General features: G+C 36.0%; 10 protein-coding genes and 1 pseudogene. 2 read left to right on the plus strand and 9 right to left on the minus strand.

Translation table 11 applies throughout. The annotated features are described in order from the left end of the window. Positions 1-69 precede the first annotated feature (69 nt). From glnA to D8M06_RS05010, 7 genes are all read right to left on the minus strand, one after another. A complete protein-coding gene (gene glnA, locus D8M06_RS04980; protein WP_121203257.1) occupies positions 70-1,395 on the minus strand; it encodes a type I glutamate--ammonia ligase in 1,326 nt (441 codons plus the stop codon). After that, positions 1,392-2,282, minus strand: a complete 891-nt coding sequence (gene dapF / locus D8M06_RS04985) for a diaminopimelate epimerase (RefSeq protein WP_121203258.1) — start codon at positions 2,280-2,282, stop codon at positions 1,392-1,394. Before dapF ends, glnA begins: the two co-directional genes overlap by 4 nt. A gap of 4 nt (positions 2,283-2,286) precedes the next feature. After that, entirely contained in the window at positions 2,287-3,552 is a 1,266-nt protein-coding gene (locus tag D8M06_RS04990; RefSeq protein WP_121203259.1) for an LL-diaminopimelate aminotransferase, read from the minus strand. A gap of 18 nt (positions 3,553-3,570) precedes the next feature. Then, positions 3,571-5,049 (minus strand): glutamate synthase subunit beta, encoded by a 1,479-nt coding sequence (locus D8M06_RS04995; protein ID WP_121203260.1) that lies wholly within the window; start codon positions 5,047-5,049, stop codon positions 3,571-3,573. Between the two features lie 25 nt (positions 5,050-5,074). Further along, positions 5,075-9,574 carry a glutamate synthase large subunit gene (gltB, locus tag D8M06_RS05000; RefSeq protein ID WP_121203261.1) on the minus strand — a complete coding sequence of 1,500 codons (4,500 nt, stop codon included), beginning with the start codon at positions 9,572-9,574 and terminating at the stop codon, positions 5,075-5,077. A gap of 600 nt (positions 9,575-10,174) precedes the next feature. Beyond that, a complete protein-coding gene (locus D8M06_RS05005; RefSeq protein WP_121203262.1) occupies positions 10,175-10,966 on the minus strand; it encodes a helix-turn-helix domain-containing protein in 792 nt (263 codons plus the stop codon). Positions 10,967-11,110: 144 nt separating this feature from the next. Continuing rightward, on the minus strand, positions 11,111-12,367 hold the full coding sequence (locus tag D8M06_RS05010; RefSeq protein ID WP_121203263.1) for a DUF438 domain-containing protein: 1,257 nt from the start codon (positions 12,365-12,367) through the stop codon (positions 11,111-11,113). Positions 12,368-12,676: 309 nt separating this feature from the next. On the opposite strand from D8M06_RS05010, the pseudogene D8M06_RS05015 reads away from it, so the two are divergent. Continuing rightward, positions 12,677-12,922: pseudogene (locus D8M06_RS05015) on the plus strand (spore coat protein). A gap of 154 nt (positions 12,923-13,076) precedes the next feature. Here the strand turns inward: D8M06_RS05015 and D8M06_RS05020 are convergent. Further along, positions 13,077-14,918 carry a heavy metal translocating P-type ATPase gene (locus D8M06_RS05020; protein ID WP_121203264.1) on the minus strand — a complete coding sequence of 614 codons (1,842 nt, stop codon included), beginning with the start codon at positions 14,916-14,918 and terminating at the stop codon, positions 13,077-13,079. 281 nt (positions 14,919-15,199) lie between these two features. Here D8M06_RS05020 and D8M06_RS05025 point away from each other — a divergent pair, with 281 nt between their 5' ends. Beyond that, positions 15,200-17,254, plus strand: a complete 2,055-nt coding sequence (locus D8M06_RS05025; protein ID WP_121203265.1) for a thioredoxin domain-containing protein — start codon at positions 15,200-15,202, stop codon at positions 17,252-17,254. A gap of 738 nt (positions 17,255-17,992) precedes the next feature. Here D8M06_RS05025 and D8M06_RS05030 read toward each other — a convergent pair. Further along, positions 17,993-18,232, minus strand: coding sequence for an indolepyruvate ferredoxin oxidoreductase subunit alpha (locus D8M06_RS05030; protein WP_121203266.1), 240 nt, complete (start codon positions 18,230-18,232; stop codon positions 17,993-17,995). Positions 18,233-18,468 lie beyond the last annotated feature (236 nt).

Genomic DNA, 18,468 nt, shown 5'->3' on the forward strand with positions numbered 1-18,468 from the left:
TTTTATTTTTGATTAAGTATTAGGAGAAAGTACTCCCAACTCCCAATACTTAATAAAAAATAAAGCAGCTTAGTATTGGTTCATATATTGTTCGCGTTCCCATGGATGAACTTGCGTACGGAAGAGATTCCATTCAATTTCTTTTGCCTCAATAAAATGTTCAAATAGATGGTTACCTAAGGCTGCTTGCATTACTTTATCTTCTTTTAAGTAACCAAGTGCTTGATCTAAGGTGGAAGGTAAATTCTCTATTCCACATTCTTTAAGCTGTGAAGTTGTCATTGCATATATATTTTGGTCAATTGGATCAGGTGCTGCCTCCTTGTTTTTGATACCATCTAAGCCTGCAGCTAAAAGAGCAGCCATTGCTAAATATGGATTTGCACTAGGATCGACACTTCGAACTTCTACCCGAGTACTTAAACCACGTGATGCAGGAATTCGAATGAGAGGACTTCTATTTCTAGCAGACCAGGCTACATAACTAGGCGCTTCATAACCAGGAACTAGTCTTTTATACGAATTTACTGTTGGATTCGTAATGGCAGTAAAACTTTTTGCATGTTTTAATATTCCAGCTAAAAAGTATCGAGCTGTTTCACTCAGTTCCAACTGGCCATTTGGATCATAAAAAGCATTTTCATCTCCTGTAAATAGACTTAAATTACAGTGCATTCCAGAGCCATTTACACCAAATAACGGTTTCGGCATGAAAGTTGCATGCAAGCCATGTTTACGTGCTATAGTTTTTACTACTAATTTGAATGTTTGTATATCATCACACGCTCTTAGAGCATTTTGATATTTAAAATCAATTTCATGTTGGCCTGGTGCAACCTCGTGGTGAGATGCTTCAATATCAAATCCTAATTCTTGAAGTTCTAACACAATATCACGCCGACAGTTTTCACCAAGGTCTGTTGGTGCTAAGTCAAAATATCCACCATGATCATTTAAATCTAGCGTTGGTTCTCCTTTTTCATCTAACTTAAATAAGAAAAATTCTGGTTCAGGACCAACATTAAATCCTGAAAATCCATGATTCTCTAAATCTCGTAACACGCTTTTAAGATTATTTCGTGGATCTCCTTCAAACGGGGTACCATCTGGATTATAGACATCACAAATAAATCGAGCAATTTTACCTTTTTCAGAAGACCATGGGAAAATGACAAATGTATCTAAATCAGGATATAAGTACATATCTGATTCTTCTATACGGACAAATCCTTCAATCGAAGATCCGTCAAACATCATTTTATTATCTAGAGCTTTTGATAACTGGCTAACAGGAATTTCCACATTCTTTACAGTTCCAAATAAATCGGTAAATTGTAGACGTATATAATGCACATTATTTTCTTTCACCAATCTTAAGATTTCTTCTCTTTTCATATTATTTTCCTCCTTATATTTGATAACAAACTTCTATCTATTTCTCCATGGCAGATATAATGAGCAGTTCCTCTCATCCATACATGTCCATGAGTATCCCACTGAATTGTTAAATCACCACCAGGAAGATGAACAACAATTGGCTCGTTTCTATCTAAAAACTCATTCAAAGTTGCAGCTACTACAGAAGCACATGCCCCTGTCCCACAAGCCATTGTTATTCCTGAACCTCTTTCCCAAACTCTATAATCCATTTCTTGTCGACTTTTCACGTGAACAATTCCTACGTTCACACGCTCTGGAAAAAGCGGCGATTGTTCCAAATTTGGTCCAATTTCCTCCAGTGGAATATCATTTACGTTCTCCACAAAATGTATGGCATGCGGGTTCCCCATCGACAAGCAGGTTAAATGAAATTCTTTCCCCTCAATGATGTGTGATTCATTAATTGCAACTCCAAATGGATCGCCTTTCATGGGAATCATGCCTTTTAGCAGTTTCGGTTCCCCCATATCAACAAGGACATATTCTACTTGATTGTCATTATTGACATCGACCTCTACACCTACAACCCCACCTAATGTCTCAATGGTGAATTGTTGTGTTGTCGCATAAAGATGATCATAGAGAAACTTTGCTACACAGCGTAAACCATTCCCACAGTTTTTTGCTTCAGAACCATCTTCATTAAAAATTCTCATTTTGAAATCTGCTTTGTTGGACGGACATATCCGTATAATTCCATCTGAACCAATACCAAAATTACCATCTGATAGTTTTCTGGAGAGTTCTGAATAACATTTATCATCTAATTCATTTTTACTGTTATCTAATTCATCAAAAAGAATATAGTTATTCCCTAATCCATGCATTTTTGTAAACATCATGTTTCTAGTCCCCCCCTTCAAAAATAAACTCTACTGATTTCAATCTTGACTCAATCTCCTCCATTACTTTTTGTTCTTCTTTGATCCCTTCGGCTTGAAATGTAACGGAAAAACGAATATAGGATCCTGCATCATCCCAAGGGACTGTTGATAGGAGCAGTTTTTTAATTAAATATTGACTAAAATCCTCTGCTGTTTGAAACGTTGGACCATTTTTTACTCCAATAGGAATTTGCGTATATAAGAAGAACGAACCTTTTGGTATTTCAACTTGAAAACCGCACGCTTGTAATACACTTACTAGTAATTTGTGTCGACGGGCATATTTTGCAGCTGTTTTTTCTGTTATTTCTGGCTTTGAAAGAGCTAAAGCTGCCGCCTTTTGGATCGGGATAAACTGTCCTGAATCATAGTTATCTTTTATCATTTTAAAGGCAGAGACCAGCTTTTTATTTCCTGTAACAAAACCGATACGCCAGCCTGTCATATTAAATGATTTTGATAAGGAATGTAGTTCTATTCCTACATCTTTAGCGCCAGGTACAGATAAGAAACTCAGTGGCTGTTCTCCATCAAATACCAACGATGCATAAGCTGCATCATGAATAACAATTAGTTCATGTTTCTTTGCAAACCGAACAACTTCTTCAAAAAATTCCTTTGTTGCGGTGGCACCTGTGGGGTTATTAGGATAGTTTAAATATAATAATTTTGCTTTTTCTAAAATACTAGCAGGCAATATATCCAGTTTGGGAAGAAAATGATGTTCTTCCATTAGTGGTAAATAGACCACCTTTCCACCCAAATATTCTGTGTGTGTGCCAATAATCGGATAGTTAGGTGTTGGCATAATCGTTATATCACCAGGATTTATGAAAGCAGTTGGTATCATGGATAAGGCTGATTTAGAACCAATTGCATGATTAATTTCTGTTTCTGGATCAAGATCTTTTACTCCAAAGACATTACTCATATAAGAAGCTGCTGCTTTCTTAAACGTTTCTATTCCGTTATCTGCATAAAAGCGATTTTCTGGTTTGGAAACCTCTTCTATCAATCTATCTCGTACTACCTGATCCGCCATGGAGTCCGGCTCTCCTACACCAAGATCAATTAATTCCATAGCAGGATTTGACTCGATGGCTTCTTTTTTTGCTCTTTTAATTATCTCAAATTTATATATCTCTTCCCCTAAACCAAAGTTCGAACCACCGATTCGCTTTGCAAATAATTGTTGAATATAGTCTTTTGTTTGCGTATCATTTCCCATATTCTTTCCTCCAAGCTATTAAGTTCTATTTCCCATTAAATAATTGTGGCATTCCAATGCTGCCTCTTTCCCTTCCTGAATTGCCCAAACAATTAAGCTTGCACCAACATGAGCATCTCCTGCCGTAAAAATCCCCTCTTCATCTGTTTGAAATGTATCTCGTTTTACCTTAATGTTTGATTGTTGATTTAAGGTTATATTGGTCTGATCCATCCAATGTGTTTCAGGACCTTGAAATCCTATAGCCAATAGTACAAGTTGAGCTGGCCAAATTTTTTCAGTTCCTGGTATCACTTTCCTGATTTTTTCTCCATTATCTTTATGAACAGTCCTAATATTCGAACTTTTAACGCCAGTTAATTCCCCTTTTTCATTACCTATGAATTCTTGTGCTGTTGTAGCAAAAGCTCTAGGTTCTTTACCAAATATCTCCATCGCTTCCTTCTGGCCTGTATCTACTTTGTGAATGACAGGATATTGGGGCCATGGATTATGCTTTGCTCGTTTTTTTGGGCGGACTGGATATATATCAAACTGTACAAGACTTCGACAATTTTGTCGGATTGCAGTTGATATACAATCAGTAGCGGTATCTCCACCACCAATAACAATGACATCCTTTCCTTCTGCATTGATAAACTTTCCATCTGTTAGGTTAGAATCTAGTAAGCTTTTTGTGTTTTGATGTAAGTATTCCATTGCATAGTAGATTCCTTGATTATTTCTACCAGTGATAGTTAAATCTCTAGGGCGGGTTGAACCGATACAAAGTAGTACTGCATCATAATCTTTATTAAGTTGATTAATAGAAATTTCTTTTCCTATCTTTGTATTTGTAACAAATTGGATACCCTCTTCTTCTAGAAGTTTTACCCTGCGATCCACTACATGCTGTTCAATTTTTGTTTTTGGTATCCCATAGGTTAATAAACCACCGACCCTATCCGCTTGCTCAAAGACCGTTACTTGATGCCCTTGTTGATTAAGGCTAGTTGCACTGGACAGTCCTGCGGGTCCGGAACCTATAATAGCCACTTTTTTTCCAGTTCGATGATGAGGGACTTGAGGTTGTACCCAGCCTTCTTCAAAAGCTTTATCAATAATCGCACGTTCAATATTTTTAATCGTAACAGACTCTGTTGCGAGGGAGGCTACACATCCTCCTTCACATGGAGCAGGACAGGCACGACCAGTAAATTCTGGAAACGGATTTGTCCTGCTTAAACGCATATATGCTTCTCTCCATCTGCCCTTATAAACTAGATCATTCCATTCCGGTATTAAGTTGTAAACGGGGCAACCTGTTGTCATACCAGCTAATTCCGAACCGTCCTGGCAAAAAGGGATAGCACAATCCATACACCGAGAAGCCTGTTGTCTGATAACCTCTTCAGATGGAAGTTTTGCAATTTCCCTCCAATCTTTTGTTCTTTCTATTGGATCTCGATAGTTGACCTGAACCCGTTGTTGTTCCATAAATCCGGTTATATTTCCCACCTATAACAACCTCCATTTTCAAGAATTAGCTATACTGTTTTGATTTATGTTGTTCCGTAAGAATGGCCTTATATTTCTTAGGAATTACTCGCACAAAGTTAGGATAGTTATATTCCCAATTTTCCAATATTTCTTTTGCTACTTTGCTATTCGTATACTGAACATGTTGCTTTAATTTATTTTTTAGAAAACAGACGTCTTCTTCCTCATCCAATCTCTCTACATAAACTAGTTCCTGATTGCACTTTTTCTTAAAAGCTTCCAAGACTTTTACAAGTACATAAGAGATTCCACCTGACATTCCTGCAGCAAAGTTCTTACCAACATCTCCAAGAATAATGACTCTTCCTCCCGTCATATACTCACAACCATGATCTCCGATACCTTCTACAACAACTTGAGCACCACTATTTCTTACACAAAATCGTTCCCCTGCTATTCCGCTTATAAAAGCCTCTCCACTTGTTGCACCATAAAATGTGGCATTCCCAATAATAATGTTTTGTTCTGCCAAAAATGTTGATTTTGCAGTAGGAGAGATAATTATTTTTCCACCAGAAAGCCCTTTTCCAACGTAATCATTGGCATCTCCTTCTAACGATAAAGTGATACCTTTTGGTAAAAATGCCCCAAAACTCTGTCCAGCAGAACCTTTAAAGTGATAATTTATCTGATCATCAGGCAACCCATTTTCGCCAAACATCTCGGAAACTTTACTTCCAACTAAAGTACCCACAGATCGGTTCATATTTTCAATAGGTAAGACTGCATCTAATCGCTGTGTTTGATTGAAACACTTATCATACAGAGGTAATAACTTACGACTATCAAGATTTCGTTCCAACTCATGATCTTGTTCTTCTTTATTCCTTTTCTTGGCAAGTGATGAAACAGCAAGGATGGACGATAAATCAATTCTTTTCGTCTTCCAATGGTCTGGTTCCTCTTGCTTTAGAAGGTCTGTTTTTCCAATCAGTTGGTCTAAGGATTTATAACCTAATTCAGCCATGTATTCACGAATCTCTTGAGCCACAAATCGCATTAAGTTCACTACTTGATCTGCCGTTCCAACCATATTTTTCCGAAGTTCTGGATTTTGCGTGGCAATACCAACAGGACATGTATCTAGATGACAAACTCTCATCATGACACAACCTAACGCCACAAGAGGTAATGTAGAAAACCCGTATTCTTCCGCACCTAGTAGTGCAGCAATTATGACGTCTCTTCCACTCATCATTTTTCCGTCTGTTTCCAAAGTCACTTTATGTCTTAATCCATTCAGCTTTAGCGTTTGCTGCGCTTCAGCAAGTCCAAGCTCCCACGGCATTCCGGTATGTTTAATACTTGAACGTGAAGCTGCTCCTGTTCCACCGTCATAACCACTAATTAAGATGACATCTGCTTTTGCCTTAGCTACACCAGCTGCTATCGTTCCTACCCCTGAAGAAGATACCAATTTGACATTTATTCTTGCTTTTGAATTAGCATTCTTCAAATCATAAATGAGCTGTGCCAAGTCTTCTATCGAATAAATATCATGATGTGGCGGAGGAGATATTAGTTCAATTCCGGGCGTTACCCCTCTTGTTTTCGCTACTTCAGGTGTTACTTTATGTCCAGCTAATTGTCCACCTTCACCTGGTTTTGCACCCTGAGCCATTTTAATTTGGATTTCTTTACTATGAATCAGATAGTGGCTCGTTACACCAAATCTCCCGGAGGCTACTTGTTTTATATTACTGCATTTGGAATCACCATTTTCCAGTGGTGTGAAGCGTTCTGGATCCTCTCCACCTTCTCCACTGTTACTCATTCCTCCAATCCGGTTCATTGCAATTGCCAATGCTTCATGCGCTTCTTTACTAATAGACCCAAACGACATCGCACCTGTTTTAAATCGCTTTAAAATAGATTCCATTGGTTCCACTTCATCTATGGGAATCGATTGACTACTCTTCTTAAACCCCAATAGTCCTCTAATGCTTGTGTGTTTCCCAACTTCATCATTAATCATCGCACTATACTTTTTATATAAATCATAACTTCCCGTGCGAACAGCCTGCTGTAACGTGTGAATTGTTTTCGGTTGATATAAGTGCAATTCTCCTTCTCGTCGCCAGTGAAAGTCCGATCCAATATCTAATTCCAATGACTCTTTTGAAAAAGCTCCGTTATGTCGCTCGCAAGTTTCTCTCGAAATATCCTCTAGTACTAAACCGCCTATTTTGCTTGAAGTTCTTGGAAAATAGCAATCTATTACTTCTTTGCTAATACCTATCGCTTCAAATATCTGCGCTCCGATATAACTTTGCACAGTAGAAATGCCCATTTTGGATAATATCTTTAATACGCCTTTTGTTATCGCATTTACATAATTGTCAAATGCTTCTTCTATCGTAACTTTATTATTCTCTTGGTCGATAAGAGAAGGGATTGACTTATAAACAAGATATGGGTGAATGGCATTCGCACCATACCCTAATAATGCCGCAAAATGGTGGACTTCTCTCGGTTCTCCGGATTCTACGATTAGACTTACTTTACTGCGAAGTCCTTTTCGGATTAAGTGATGATGTACCGCTGATACCACAAGTAAAGATGGGATGGCTGCATTCTCTTTGTTGACATGATAATCACTTAAAATAATAATGCTAAAATTATTATTTACCTCGTTTTCCACTTTCTGTAGCAGTTGGTCTAATGATTCTTTTAAATTGCCGTTAACTGGAAATAGTGTAGAGATTGTTGCAGTATTCCAGTTATTAGACCGAAGATTCTTTATTTTTACGATATCTTTACCCGTTAAAATGGGAGTTTGAAGACGTATCTTCTTATCAACTTGCTGTTTCGATAAAAGCAAATTACTATTTCCACCAAGCATGACTTCCATTGAAGTTATGGACTCTTCTCGAATGGCATCTATTGGTGGATTGGTCACTTGAGCAAACTTTTGTTTAAAATAATGGAATAAAAGTTGTGATTGTCTAGATAATAACGCTAAAGGTGCATCATATCCCATGGATCCAGTTGGTTCTTTTCCATTTAAAATCATCGGTACGAACACTTTCTCTAATTCTTCCAATGTATAACCAAAAATGGACTGCTTTCTTAGAACAGAGGATGAATCAGCTTTTAACTCGTAATCATAAGAATCATTTGCTATTACTTTTTCAATCGGTATGATATTTTTTTCTACTAAATCTTTATAAGGCCTTTCTGATATGATTAATTGCTTCAATTCTTCATCTTCATACAAGCATCCTTTGTCTAAGTCCGCTAAAAGCATCTGTCCTGGTTTCAAACGATCTTTACGTATTATTTTCTCTTCAGGTATATCAACAACACCTACTTCAGAGGAAACACAAAGGAAATCATCCTCCGTTAGAATATATCGAGCAGGTCTCAGTCCATTTCTATCTAAACAGGCACCAATTTGTTTACCATCCGTAAACGCTAATGCTGCTGGACCATCCCATGGTTCCATCAAGCTGCTATGATACTGATAGAATGCCTTTCTTTCTTCATCCATCCGTTCATTATCTAACCATGGTTCGGGAACCATCATCATCATTGCATGTGGCAAAGACCATCCAGACAATACTAGGAATTCTAATGTGTTATCAAACATCGCAGAATCACTGCCATCTACATCCACTATCGGGGAAATATCTTTCATATTTAACATGTCCGTTTGAAATAAGGGCTCCCTTGCATTCATCCAATTCATATTTCCATTAATCGTATTAATCTCTCCATTATGCATGAGGTATCGATTGGGCTGCGCTCTGTGCCAACTAGGGAAAGTATTTGTACTAAAACGATTATGTACCATCGCCATTCCTGTCTCATATCGTTCATTACGCAGATCCAAATAAAAAGCTTTTAATTGTTTCGGTAGTAATAATCCTTTATAAATAATCGTTCTTGACGAAAAGCTGACTAGATAGAAAGCTTCATCCTTTTGAATCCCTTCATTTATGAGCGCTTTTTCAATCTTTTTCCGAAGTAGATATAACTTTCTTTCAAACCTGATATCTTCTGGCTTTTCATAAGGTGACAGGACAAATACTTGTTTTATTACTGGTTGGGTCGCTTTAGCTTGCTGTGAAAGGGAACGATTATTTGTTGGTACAGTTCTCCAACCAAATATCTCCAACCCCGTCTTTCCTATCATTCTCTCTATCATCATTTCACTGCGTTCTCTCTCGGAGTCATCTGCTGGAAGGAAAAACATCCCGACACCATACATTCCAACTTCAACGAATGTCTTACCATTCTCACTCCATTCTGTTTCAAATAATTTATGAGGAATACGGGTTAAAATCCCCGCTCCATCCCCTACATCATTTTCAGCATCGTGTCCGCCCCGATGATCCAATCTTTCCAAAGCAGTTAGCGCTTGACTGACAATTGTATGTGATTCTATTCCATTTATATTAGCTAACATCGCAATTCCGCATGCATCATGTTCCAAATGAGCTTCATACAACCCTTTGTTCTCAATACGCTGTGTATGTTGCATCTCATAACCTCCTCTAACTCGTTCTGTCAACCTGTAATCTTATTTTAGCAATTCACGATTGGATTGTATTTAGAGTATTTTACATAATGTTTGCACTTTTTGTATAAAATAACACCAAATATTAAGAAAATAATAATTTATTCATTTGCAAATATTAATCAATTATTATTTATTTTCATATGGATTCTTACACAAATATAGAAATATTTCATCTTTTAGTTAAATAATGTTCCTTATTTCATTTTTCCTTGGTAGTTGTCAATATTTGTTACCTCTGAATTTGTGTTATATGACTAATAATTTAGGGTTATGGAGAATTAATACTATCTTGCATTCTGTTTTTAAAAGGTTATTTAGAATTGTATGTTTAGATACAGATGAGAGAAACAGAAAAAGTTTATTCAACTAGCTTTCAGTCGAATAAGAAATAAATTATATATGACGATAAAAAAGGAGGTCGGGACAAAATTCTAAAATTAGGACGTTTCCTCATACTTACGGATACTAACTATATTTGGATTTTATTTTGATAAAACATCTTTCTCCCCAAAACTAAACCCATTATAAAAAAGGTAACCATGTAGATTAGCTTGGTTACCTTTAACGTATATCTGATGGGTTTTTACCTGTGTATTTCTTAAACTGCCGACTAAAAAAGTGCAAATCATTATAGCCCAAAGCTGCTGCAGTTTCTGTGACTGTCATGCCAGCATAATGAAGTAAATGCTCCGCACGTTTTATTCTAGAGAATATAATATAACTTTTTACCGTTTGGCCAATAACTTCTTTAAATTTCAATGAAAAATATCGTTCTGATAGATTCGCTCTTTCAGCTAAGGTCTTTACAGTATGTGGTTTTCCAGGATGTTGTTGAATATAATTTGCAATCTCACGAATGGTTTCAAACAGATTAGTACTATGGTCTTCTTCCTTTTCAACTTTCCCTTCTCTTTCTTGACGAAGAAGATGAATCATAAGCTGTTTTAATAGTAACTTTGCTTCCGCCTCAGACCCATAGGATGGCACTAGAAACAAACGAACATACTGTGTTAATAACGACTCAAACCGTATCGTATTTTCGATTACTCGATGTGAAGCAGGGACCAAACGAATCGATTCAGAAACATCAAAATGAATATACGTTAGAACGAGGGGATTTTGAGGATTATGTGTAGCTGTAGTAACATCACCAGGTTTAAATAAAAAACAATGACCTCTTTCTAATGGATATGACTTTCCATTTAAAATTAAATGACCTTCTCCACTCCAAACATAAAATAAATCATAATTTGGCATTGGCTTATCTCTTTTTCTCCACTTCCAATTTGGTTCACAATGAATGGTAGCAAGTGACGATTTTAGAACTAAATTCTCCGGATTTACATATAGCATCCAAATCCCCCTTCTGAAATTTCTATATTTCTATTTTATTGCTAATTAGGGGAATTTATCAACATATTTAATATAAAAATAGTTTAATAGAGTCACTAAATCCTTGCCACTTGCCAACACCAAAATAAATCTTAGAACCGTCAGCTAATTACTTTCATCTATTTCACTCAGTTCTCTTTTAACTTCACGTGGTAATTCCAAGAAAGGCTGAATATCTTGTACGTATTCCAGGATTCCTAAATACTCTCCATTCTCATCAAATACGCCTTTATAAGTAATATGGATGTATTGATCCTTTTTCTTGAACCACATACTTTCAGAAGAGCGTCTCTTCGTTTTTAAATCACGGATTAAATTCATTACCTTCTTCAGACTCTTAGGTGGATGACAATTTGCTACATTACGTCCAATCGAGCTTGGTGTCCGTACAAGCATCATCTCAGATGATTCTATTTTGTCGTTAAAATATTTAAAAATCCCGTTTTTATCAACAAACGTTATTTCTAATGGCAAATTGTTAAGAATGTGGTTAGCTTCTTTCCGTGTTAAGTAACCACCTCCAAATGCCAAGTGTTCGACTGATGATTCACTATCTGCGGCACTGATTTCTTTATTTATGTTTGAATTATCTTGTGTAGGCTCCCACTTTTCTTCTGGCTCGACGATACAATAGCCAAATGCATCACTTTCCTTTGCGATATCAAACCAATTGTCTTCATTAAAAATGGACAAAACAATCGGTAAAAGAAATGATTCTTCTTGAAAAATCATTTCTTTAAATTTACTTTCCAAGATATCATAGGATTTTTTAACATATTTAAACTCTATATCAGGGATTTTCTCGATCATTCTTTTTGTCCCCTTATATAAGTTGCGAATTCGGTCATCTTCCCCCCACATTAACCTTGCAGGAGTATAATACCCATATCGTTCCATTATAGGGAAAAAGAGTTTCTCTTTACGATTATAATGGTTATAGAATTGCCCTAATATCGACATTTGTTCCTTTAATCTTTCTATCATACCTACTTGTTGATTCTTTTCAAGTGAATCGAATAGGTTGTTCATTTGATCCAGAACGGATTGAAGTGCCCTATTCTCATCTTTAAAGATTTGAACAGGATGACCTGGATGATCAGATTCTGGAATATAACTATCAGTAATTGATTGACCGTACAATTGCTGATATACACGGAATAACTTTCTAACATCCTCAGAAGTAATCCCATCATCTGCGCTTGTTAATTCTTGAACGATAAACAATATCTCTACAGCATCCAGATTCTGGAAGTGCTGGTCAAAATCATTTTGGACAGTTTCTGGATGTTCACCATGATGTAGACGAAGCAATATATCTTTTAAATTATTAATTAGTTTGATGTTAAACTGTGCTTTCGACATTTTCTTACCTCATTTCGCTTGATGCCTAATAGTGTTTTTTAAATTGTCTTCTACACTCAAGTATAAAAGATTGTTTTCATGTATCCTACCATGATTCGTGAATTTATTTAGACTCTTTTCGTATAGTCTGTTGCTTTTTGACGTTTTACAGTTGATAAAATAAAGTCATGGTAAAAGCTAATTTGCCTAGTCAAAATCATAATACCTATCATAACTTAATACAGAACTATGCAGGATAACTGACTTGTGTAGATTTTATTAAAAAGACTGCAGACACTAATAAGTGGGGGTTTTACGATGAATAAGAATATGAATCATATTCATTTGAATCAAGATGATCAAAGAATTATCGGGCGCCGTCCATTTGGTTTTGGAATCGGCAGACCGTTTGGCTATGGGTATCCTTATGGTTTCGGTTTTGGAGCACCGTTTTTAGGCGGGATTGTTGGAGGTTAATTAGGAAGTGCATTACTTCCTCCATACGGATATGGTTATCCTTATCCATACGCCTATCCATTCTTTGGTGGCTATGGGTATCCATTTTATTATTATTAACATTTATTCTATTATAATAGAAAACTAGCAAGTAATAAAAAACATTTATGTAGACCATTTAAGGCACATAAATGTTTTTTAAACTTGGAACAATGCGTATTAGTCATTCATCACAGTAACTATAGTTGTTTCATAAAAAGGTGTGTATTCAATTTTACATTTCTTCTTTCCCTCTTAGTAATAATCGTAGTCCGTTTAAAATAACTAAAATAGTTGAACCTTCATGGAATAGAACTGCTGTAGGTAAATTTAATAAACCAAAAAGATTTAGTATGACCAACGTTATAATTACCGTAATTGAAAACACCACATTTGCAAGAATAATTCGATTTAATTTATGGCTTAACTTAAAACTATAGAGTAATTTTGCTAAATTGTTTTTTACAATTACAACATCAGCAGACTCCATTGCAATAGATGAACCACTGCCCATTGCAATTCCTATATCTGAGTTCGCTAGTGCTGGAGCATCATTAATCCCGTCTCCAATCATTCCCACAACTTTATTTTTTTCTTGACTTTCATTTACAAATTTAATCTTGTCTTCTGGTAAACACGAAGCGACATAGTCATCAATGCCTACTTCTTCTGCAACTTTTTTCGCTACCATTTCATTATCCCCTGTTAATAAAGCAACTTGAATCCCTTCTTTTTGAAAACCTGAAATGGCTTGGGCAGATTCTTTACGTACCCGATCAGCTAGAGAAAAATAACCGATTATTTGATTATCTTTCCCTACGAAAATAGTTGTGTTTCCTTCTATTGCTTTACTCCGATAATTATTAACATCTTCCAAGCTATCGAATGTAGAAGGTTTACCAATTTTAATATCGCCTTTTTTAACTCCCGAACCGGCTATTTCTTCAACGGCTTCCGTTTGATCTACGCTATCTAGATTTAACTCTTTAAATGTGTTTACAATTGCCTCTGCAATAGGATGGCTGGATTGTTGTTCCATATATACTACTTCTTTTAATGCTTCATCATCTATTGCATAATCAATTACCTGAAACTCTCCATAAGTTAAAGTCCCTGTTTTATCACTATACAATACATTCATTGTACTCAACGCTTCCATGGCTGCTCCACCTTTAAATAGAATACCATTTTTGGCACCATTACTAATGGCACTTAAAGTGGCAGGTGTTGCTGAGGCTACTAATGCACATGGGCTGGCTACTGTTAGCAATACCATTCCTCTATAAAACGATTCTTGGAAAGTAAAATCATTCAAAGTATATAGGATAAGAATAAAGATTGGAACTGCAATTAGGACTGCAATAACATATTTAGATTCGATCCGGTCAATAAATTTAGAAATTTTAGATGGTCTATTTTGTGCTTCTTCAACCATTCGAATAATATTTGAAAAAACAGTTTCATTACTTAATTTATTTACTCGAAGATAAAAGACATTTCCTTCATTAATCGTTCCAGCATAAACTTCAGCAGACTTTTCTTTTTCAACCGGAACAGATTCTCCAGTTAATGTAGCTTCATTTACCATTACTTTTCGATCGGTATAACCATCAATTGGAATTTGTTCTCCTTTTGATACGACAACTATATCCCCTACTTCTAATTTATCCGTAGACACCTCTACGATTTCTCCGTTTTCTTTTAGAAGATGTGCAGTTGATGGGACTTGCGACATTAATTCAGATATTGCATTTGTTGATTTGTTTGTTGCATAATCTTCTAATGCTTCAGCCCCAGCAAAGATTAATAATAAAACAGCCCCTTCCGATTCATAATTGATTAATACAGCTCCTAAGGCTGCTAATATCATCAGCAAATCAACATTGGGTGATTTTGATTTAACTGTATCTACTACGGCATCTTTTGCAGCAAAAAATCCTAAAAAGAAAATGGCTATGTAAAATGAGATTTGACTATAACCAGCATGAACTTGTGTAAAGATAAATCCTAAAATAGTAAATAGAAAACCTATCATTAAAAATTGACCTTGACGATTCTTTATTAAATAATTAAACATTTCACAGTATCCCTTCTTACGAGATTTTTATTGTATTTTGAAATGAACGACAGTAAAACAAACTATAATTATTATATTTTAATCATATGTTTAAGAGTAGATTCTGTCAATTAATTGAGAATATTTATACATAATTGAGAATGAATATCATAATCAGTGCTTCCTAATGGAGATTTTCCCAATTTATTTTTTTGAATAATCCCTTCAGATTAGTTACTTTTATTAATCTTGGGTAATATTATGAATGTGGAAATTGAAATATAATAACGGAGCTGGATTGTATGCATAATAAATCAAATTATTTAATTCACGAAAAATCTCCATATCTGCTACAACACGCTGATAATCCTGTTAATTGGTACTCTTGGGGAGATAAAGCGTTTGAAAAAGCGAAACAAGAAAATAAGCCAATTTTTCTTTCTATCGGCTATTCAACTTGCCATTGGTGTCATGTCATGGCTCATGAGTCATTTGAAGATGAAGAAGTAGCAGCTATTTTAAATGAAAAATACATAGCTATTAAAGTAGACCGAGAAGAACGTCCGGATGTGGATTCGGTTTATATGAAAGTATGTCAAATGATGACAGGTCATGGAGGGTGGCCATTAACTATTTTCATGACCCCAAACAAAATCCCATTTTATGCGGGAACTTATTTTCCAAAGGTTAGTAAATATGGTCGACCTGGGCTGATGGAGGCACTCACACAATTGCATCGAAAATATACGGAAGATCCTGACCATATTACAGAAGTAACTCAAAGTGTTACAGATGCCCTGAACAGATCACTTACAACTAAGAGTGAGAACCGTATTGATAAAGAAACAATTGATACTGCCTATCAGCAACTAGCAAGAAGCTTTGACTTTACTTATGGTGGTTTTGGAGAAGCACCCAAATTTCCAATGCCACAAAATGTGTTATTTTTATTACGACATTTCCATTTTACCGGTAATTCCGCTGCACTAAAAATAGTGGAAAAGACGTTAAAAGATATGGCTGCTGGTGGAATATGGGATCATATCGGTTTTGGATTTTCTCGTTACTCTACAGATGAAGAGTGGCTTGTTCCCCATTTCGAAAAAATGCTCTATGATAACGGCCTACTATTAATGGCCTATACCGAATGCTATCAAGTTACAAATAATCTCTTCTATAAAAAGGTAGCTAAACAAATCATTACATTTATTAAACGAGAGATGACCAGCAAAGAAGGTGCATTTTATTCAGCTATAGATGCTGATTCAGAAGGAGTAGAAGGGAAATACTATGTTTGGGATTATGATGAGGTTCTAGAAATTCTCGGGCCTGAAATAGGAAAGCTCTTTACTGATATATATGACATAACACCTGAAGGAAATTTTGAAGGAAAGAATATCCCTAATCTAATTGATGAAGATCTGGAATACGCAGCTCGTGATAACCAGATGACCTATGAAACTATCCAAGACTTTATAGAAAACGCCAGAGTCAAACTTCTTAAGGCAAGAGAAAAACGTATTTATCCACATGTCGATGATAAGGTACTTACCGCTTGGAACGGGATTATGATTGCAGCACTCGCAAAAGCAGGGAGTGTTTTTGCTGAAGAAGAATACATACAAATGGCAAAAACTGCTGTCCATTTTATCGAAGAAAATCTATTTCAAACAGAACGGCTAATGGCTCGATATCGAGAGGGTGAAACGAAGTATAAAGCCTATATTGATGACTACGCTTTTCTCTTATGGGGTTATTTGGAATTATATCAGTCCACCTTCTCAAAAGAGTATTTAAAACAAGCACATTTCCTTGCAAACCAAATGATGGACCTATTCTGGGATCAGGATAATGGTGGATTCTTTTTTAGTGGAAAAGATAGTGAAACACTCATTGCAAAAGATAAGGAAATCTATGACGGAGCTATTCCATCTGGAAATAGTGTAGCTGCAGTCATGCTAACAAGGCTCGGTTATTTATCAGGTGAAACAAATTATTTAGATAAAGTAGAAGAAATGTATCATACATTCTTTCATGATTTGAATAAACAGCCATCTGCTAGTCCTTTCTTTCTTCAAAGTATGCAACTCATGGAAAATAAAACAAAAGAAGTGGTCGTTTTAGGTAAAGAGGATGAAGAGAAGTGCCAGAAAATCATTCAGCATCTCCAAAGAACATTTTTACCAAACATTGTGTTTCTCGTAGGCGAATCACCTGATGATTTTTCAAATATCGCACCATTCGCAGCAGAATATAAAGCTATTGATGAAACGACAACAGTATATATTTGCGAAAACTTTGCTTGCAGACAACCAACTACAGATATTGAAGAGGCAATTAATTCATTAAGGAAATAGAAAAACACTGATGATGTACTTTATTCAAAAGTGCATCATCTTTTAATAAGGCTCTTTTCGCATAGTTTGTTGTTTTTTGAAATTGTACAGTTGATGGAAACTCCGAATATATTTAATTAAGAATACTGCTTAGTCTTCGCTACGGAAATACACTCCGCTTTCCGCGGGGAGCTGGTGAGCCTCCTTCGTGCTGTCGCACTACGTAGTCTCACCGATGCTCTTCTTCCCACAGGAGTCTCCGTGTATGTCCTCCGCTATGCGTCTGCTCTACTTGTATAAAAAGGAATTATTCTGTTTTAAGGATAATAACGGTCTTAAAACGTAATTACTAGAGATATAAGCTCAAAGTAATCTTGAGCGCCTATTTAAGCGGAGGAAGAATACGAAGACTCCTGCGGGAAAAGCACGTGTCCGAAGACCCCGCAGCGGTGGTTTTTCCGCGAGGAGGCTGAGGCCGTGCCCGCGGAAAGCGGAGTATTCTGCCGGAGCGAATGATTACACAAATCAAACATAAGTGTGAGCGAGAGCTACACTATTCTGAATTAAAGATATCAACAGTCTATATAAAATATAAAGTAAAGTCATGTTAAAAAGCAACAATCTTTTAGAAAAGAGCCTTTAATAAAACAAATTTCCTAATTCTTACTGACAATATGAAAAAATATGTCGAAATACTTTCCTAACCTATAAAAAGGAAAAGGCTACCTTGTCTAACTAAGATAGCCTTTTCTATTAAATCTATCTATCCTCAAAGAATTTCTCTGCCCTCTCCAAGAATACTTCTTGATCAGGGGTCAAATCATATTCTTCTTCTATTGCTGATACAGGGCAAACTGCTTTACATGCACCACAGTCAATACAGATTTCTGGGTCTATGTAAAATTGATCTGGTCCTTCTTCTATACAATCAACTGGACAAACACTCACGCATTCTCCAGCTTTCTCTCCCTGGCAAGGATCTAAGATTACAAAAGCCATCTATGTCTACCTCCTTAAAGTCAGAAAAATTATACCTATTATAAATGATAAAGCAGGAATGCAGGGAAGTAAACTGATTAACTCAATTTGAGCTAGGATTTGTTTCATCTTTGGCGCTTTCTGTGTGAGCTTCAGCCATCCTTTAAGCAATTATCGGCGTGATATATCAATGGAGTGCTTGCTCAACCAAATCTCTTCCTTTACAAATAAAAAACCAAAATACCCAGAATTTATCT

The sequence above is a fragment of the Oceanobacillus halophilus genome (genome assembly GCF_003628505.1).
In the GTDB taxonomy this organism is placed as follows: Bacteria; Bacillota; Bacilli; order Bacillales; family Amphibacillaceae; genus Oceanobacillus; species Oceanobacillus halophilus.

Coding starts and splice junctions, on each gene's coding strand:
- D8M06_RS05025 (WP_121203265.1), top strand. CDS start 15,200: ATGCATAATAAATCAAATTATTTAATTCACGAAAAATCTCCATATCTG.
- D8M06_RS05020 (WP_121203264.1), bottom strand. CDS start 14,918: ATGTTTAATTATTTAATAAAGAATCGTCAAGGTCAATTTTTAATGATA.
- gltB (WP_121203261.1), bottom strand. CDS start 9,574: ATGCAACATACACAGCGTATTGAGAACAAAGGGTTGTATGAAGCTCAT.
- D8M06_RS04990 (WP_121203259.1), bottom strand. CDS start 3,552: ATGGGAAATGATACGCAAACAAAAGACTATATTCAACAATTATTTGCA.
- glnA (WP_121203257.1), bottom strand. CDS start 1,395: ATGAAAAGAGAAGAAATCTTAAGATTGGTGAAAGAAAATAATGTGCAT.
- dapF (WP_121203258.1), bottom strand. CDS start 2,282: ATGATGTTTACAAAAATGCATGGATTAGGGAATAACTATATTCTTTTT.
- D8M06_RS05010 (WP_121203263.1), bottom strand. CDS start 12,367: ATGTCGAAAGCACAGTTTAACATCAAACTAATTAATAATTTAAAAGAT.
- D8M06_RS05005 (WP_121203262.1), bottom strand. CDS start 10,966: ATGCTATATGTAAATCCGGAGAATTTAGTTCTAAAATCGTCACTTGCT.
- D8M06_RS05030 (WP_121203266.1), bottom strand. CDS start 18,232: ATGGCTTTTGTAATCTTAGATCCTTGCCAGGGAGAGAAAGCTGGAGAA.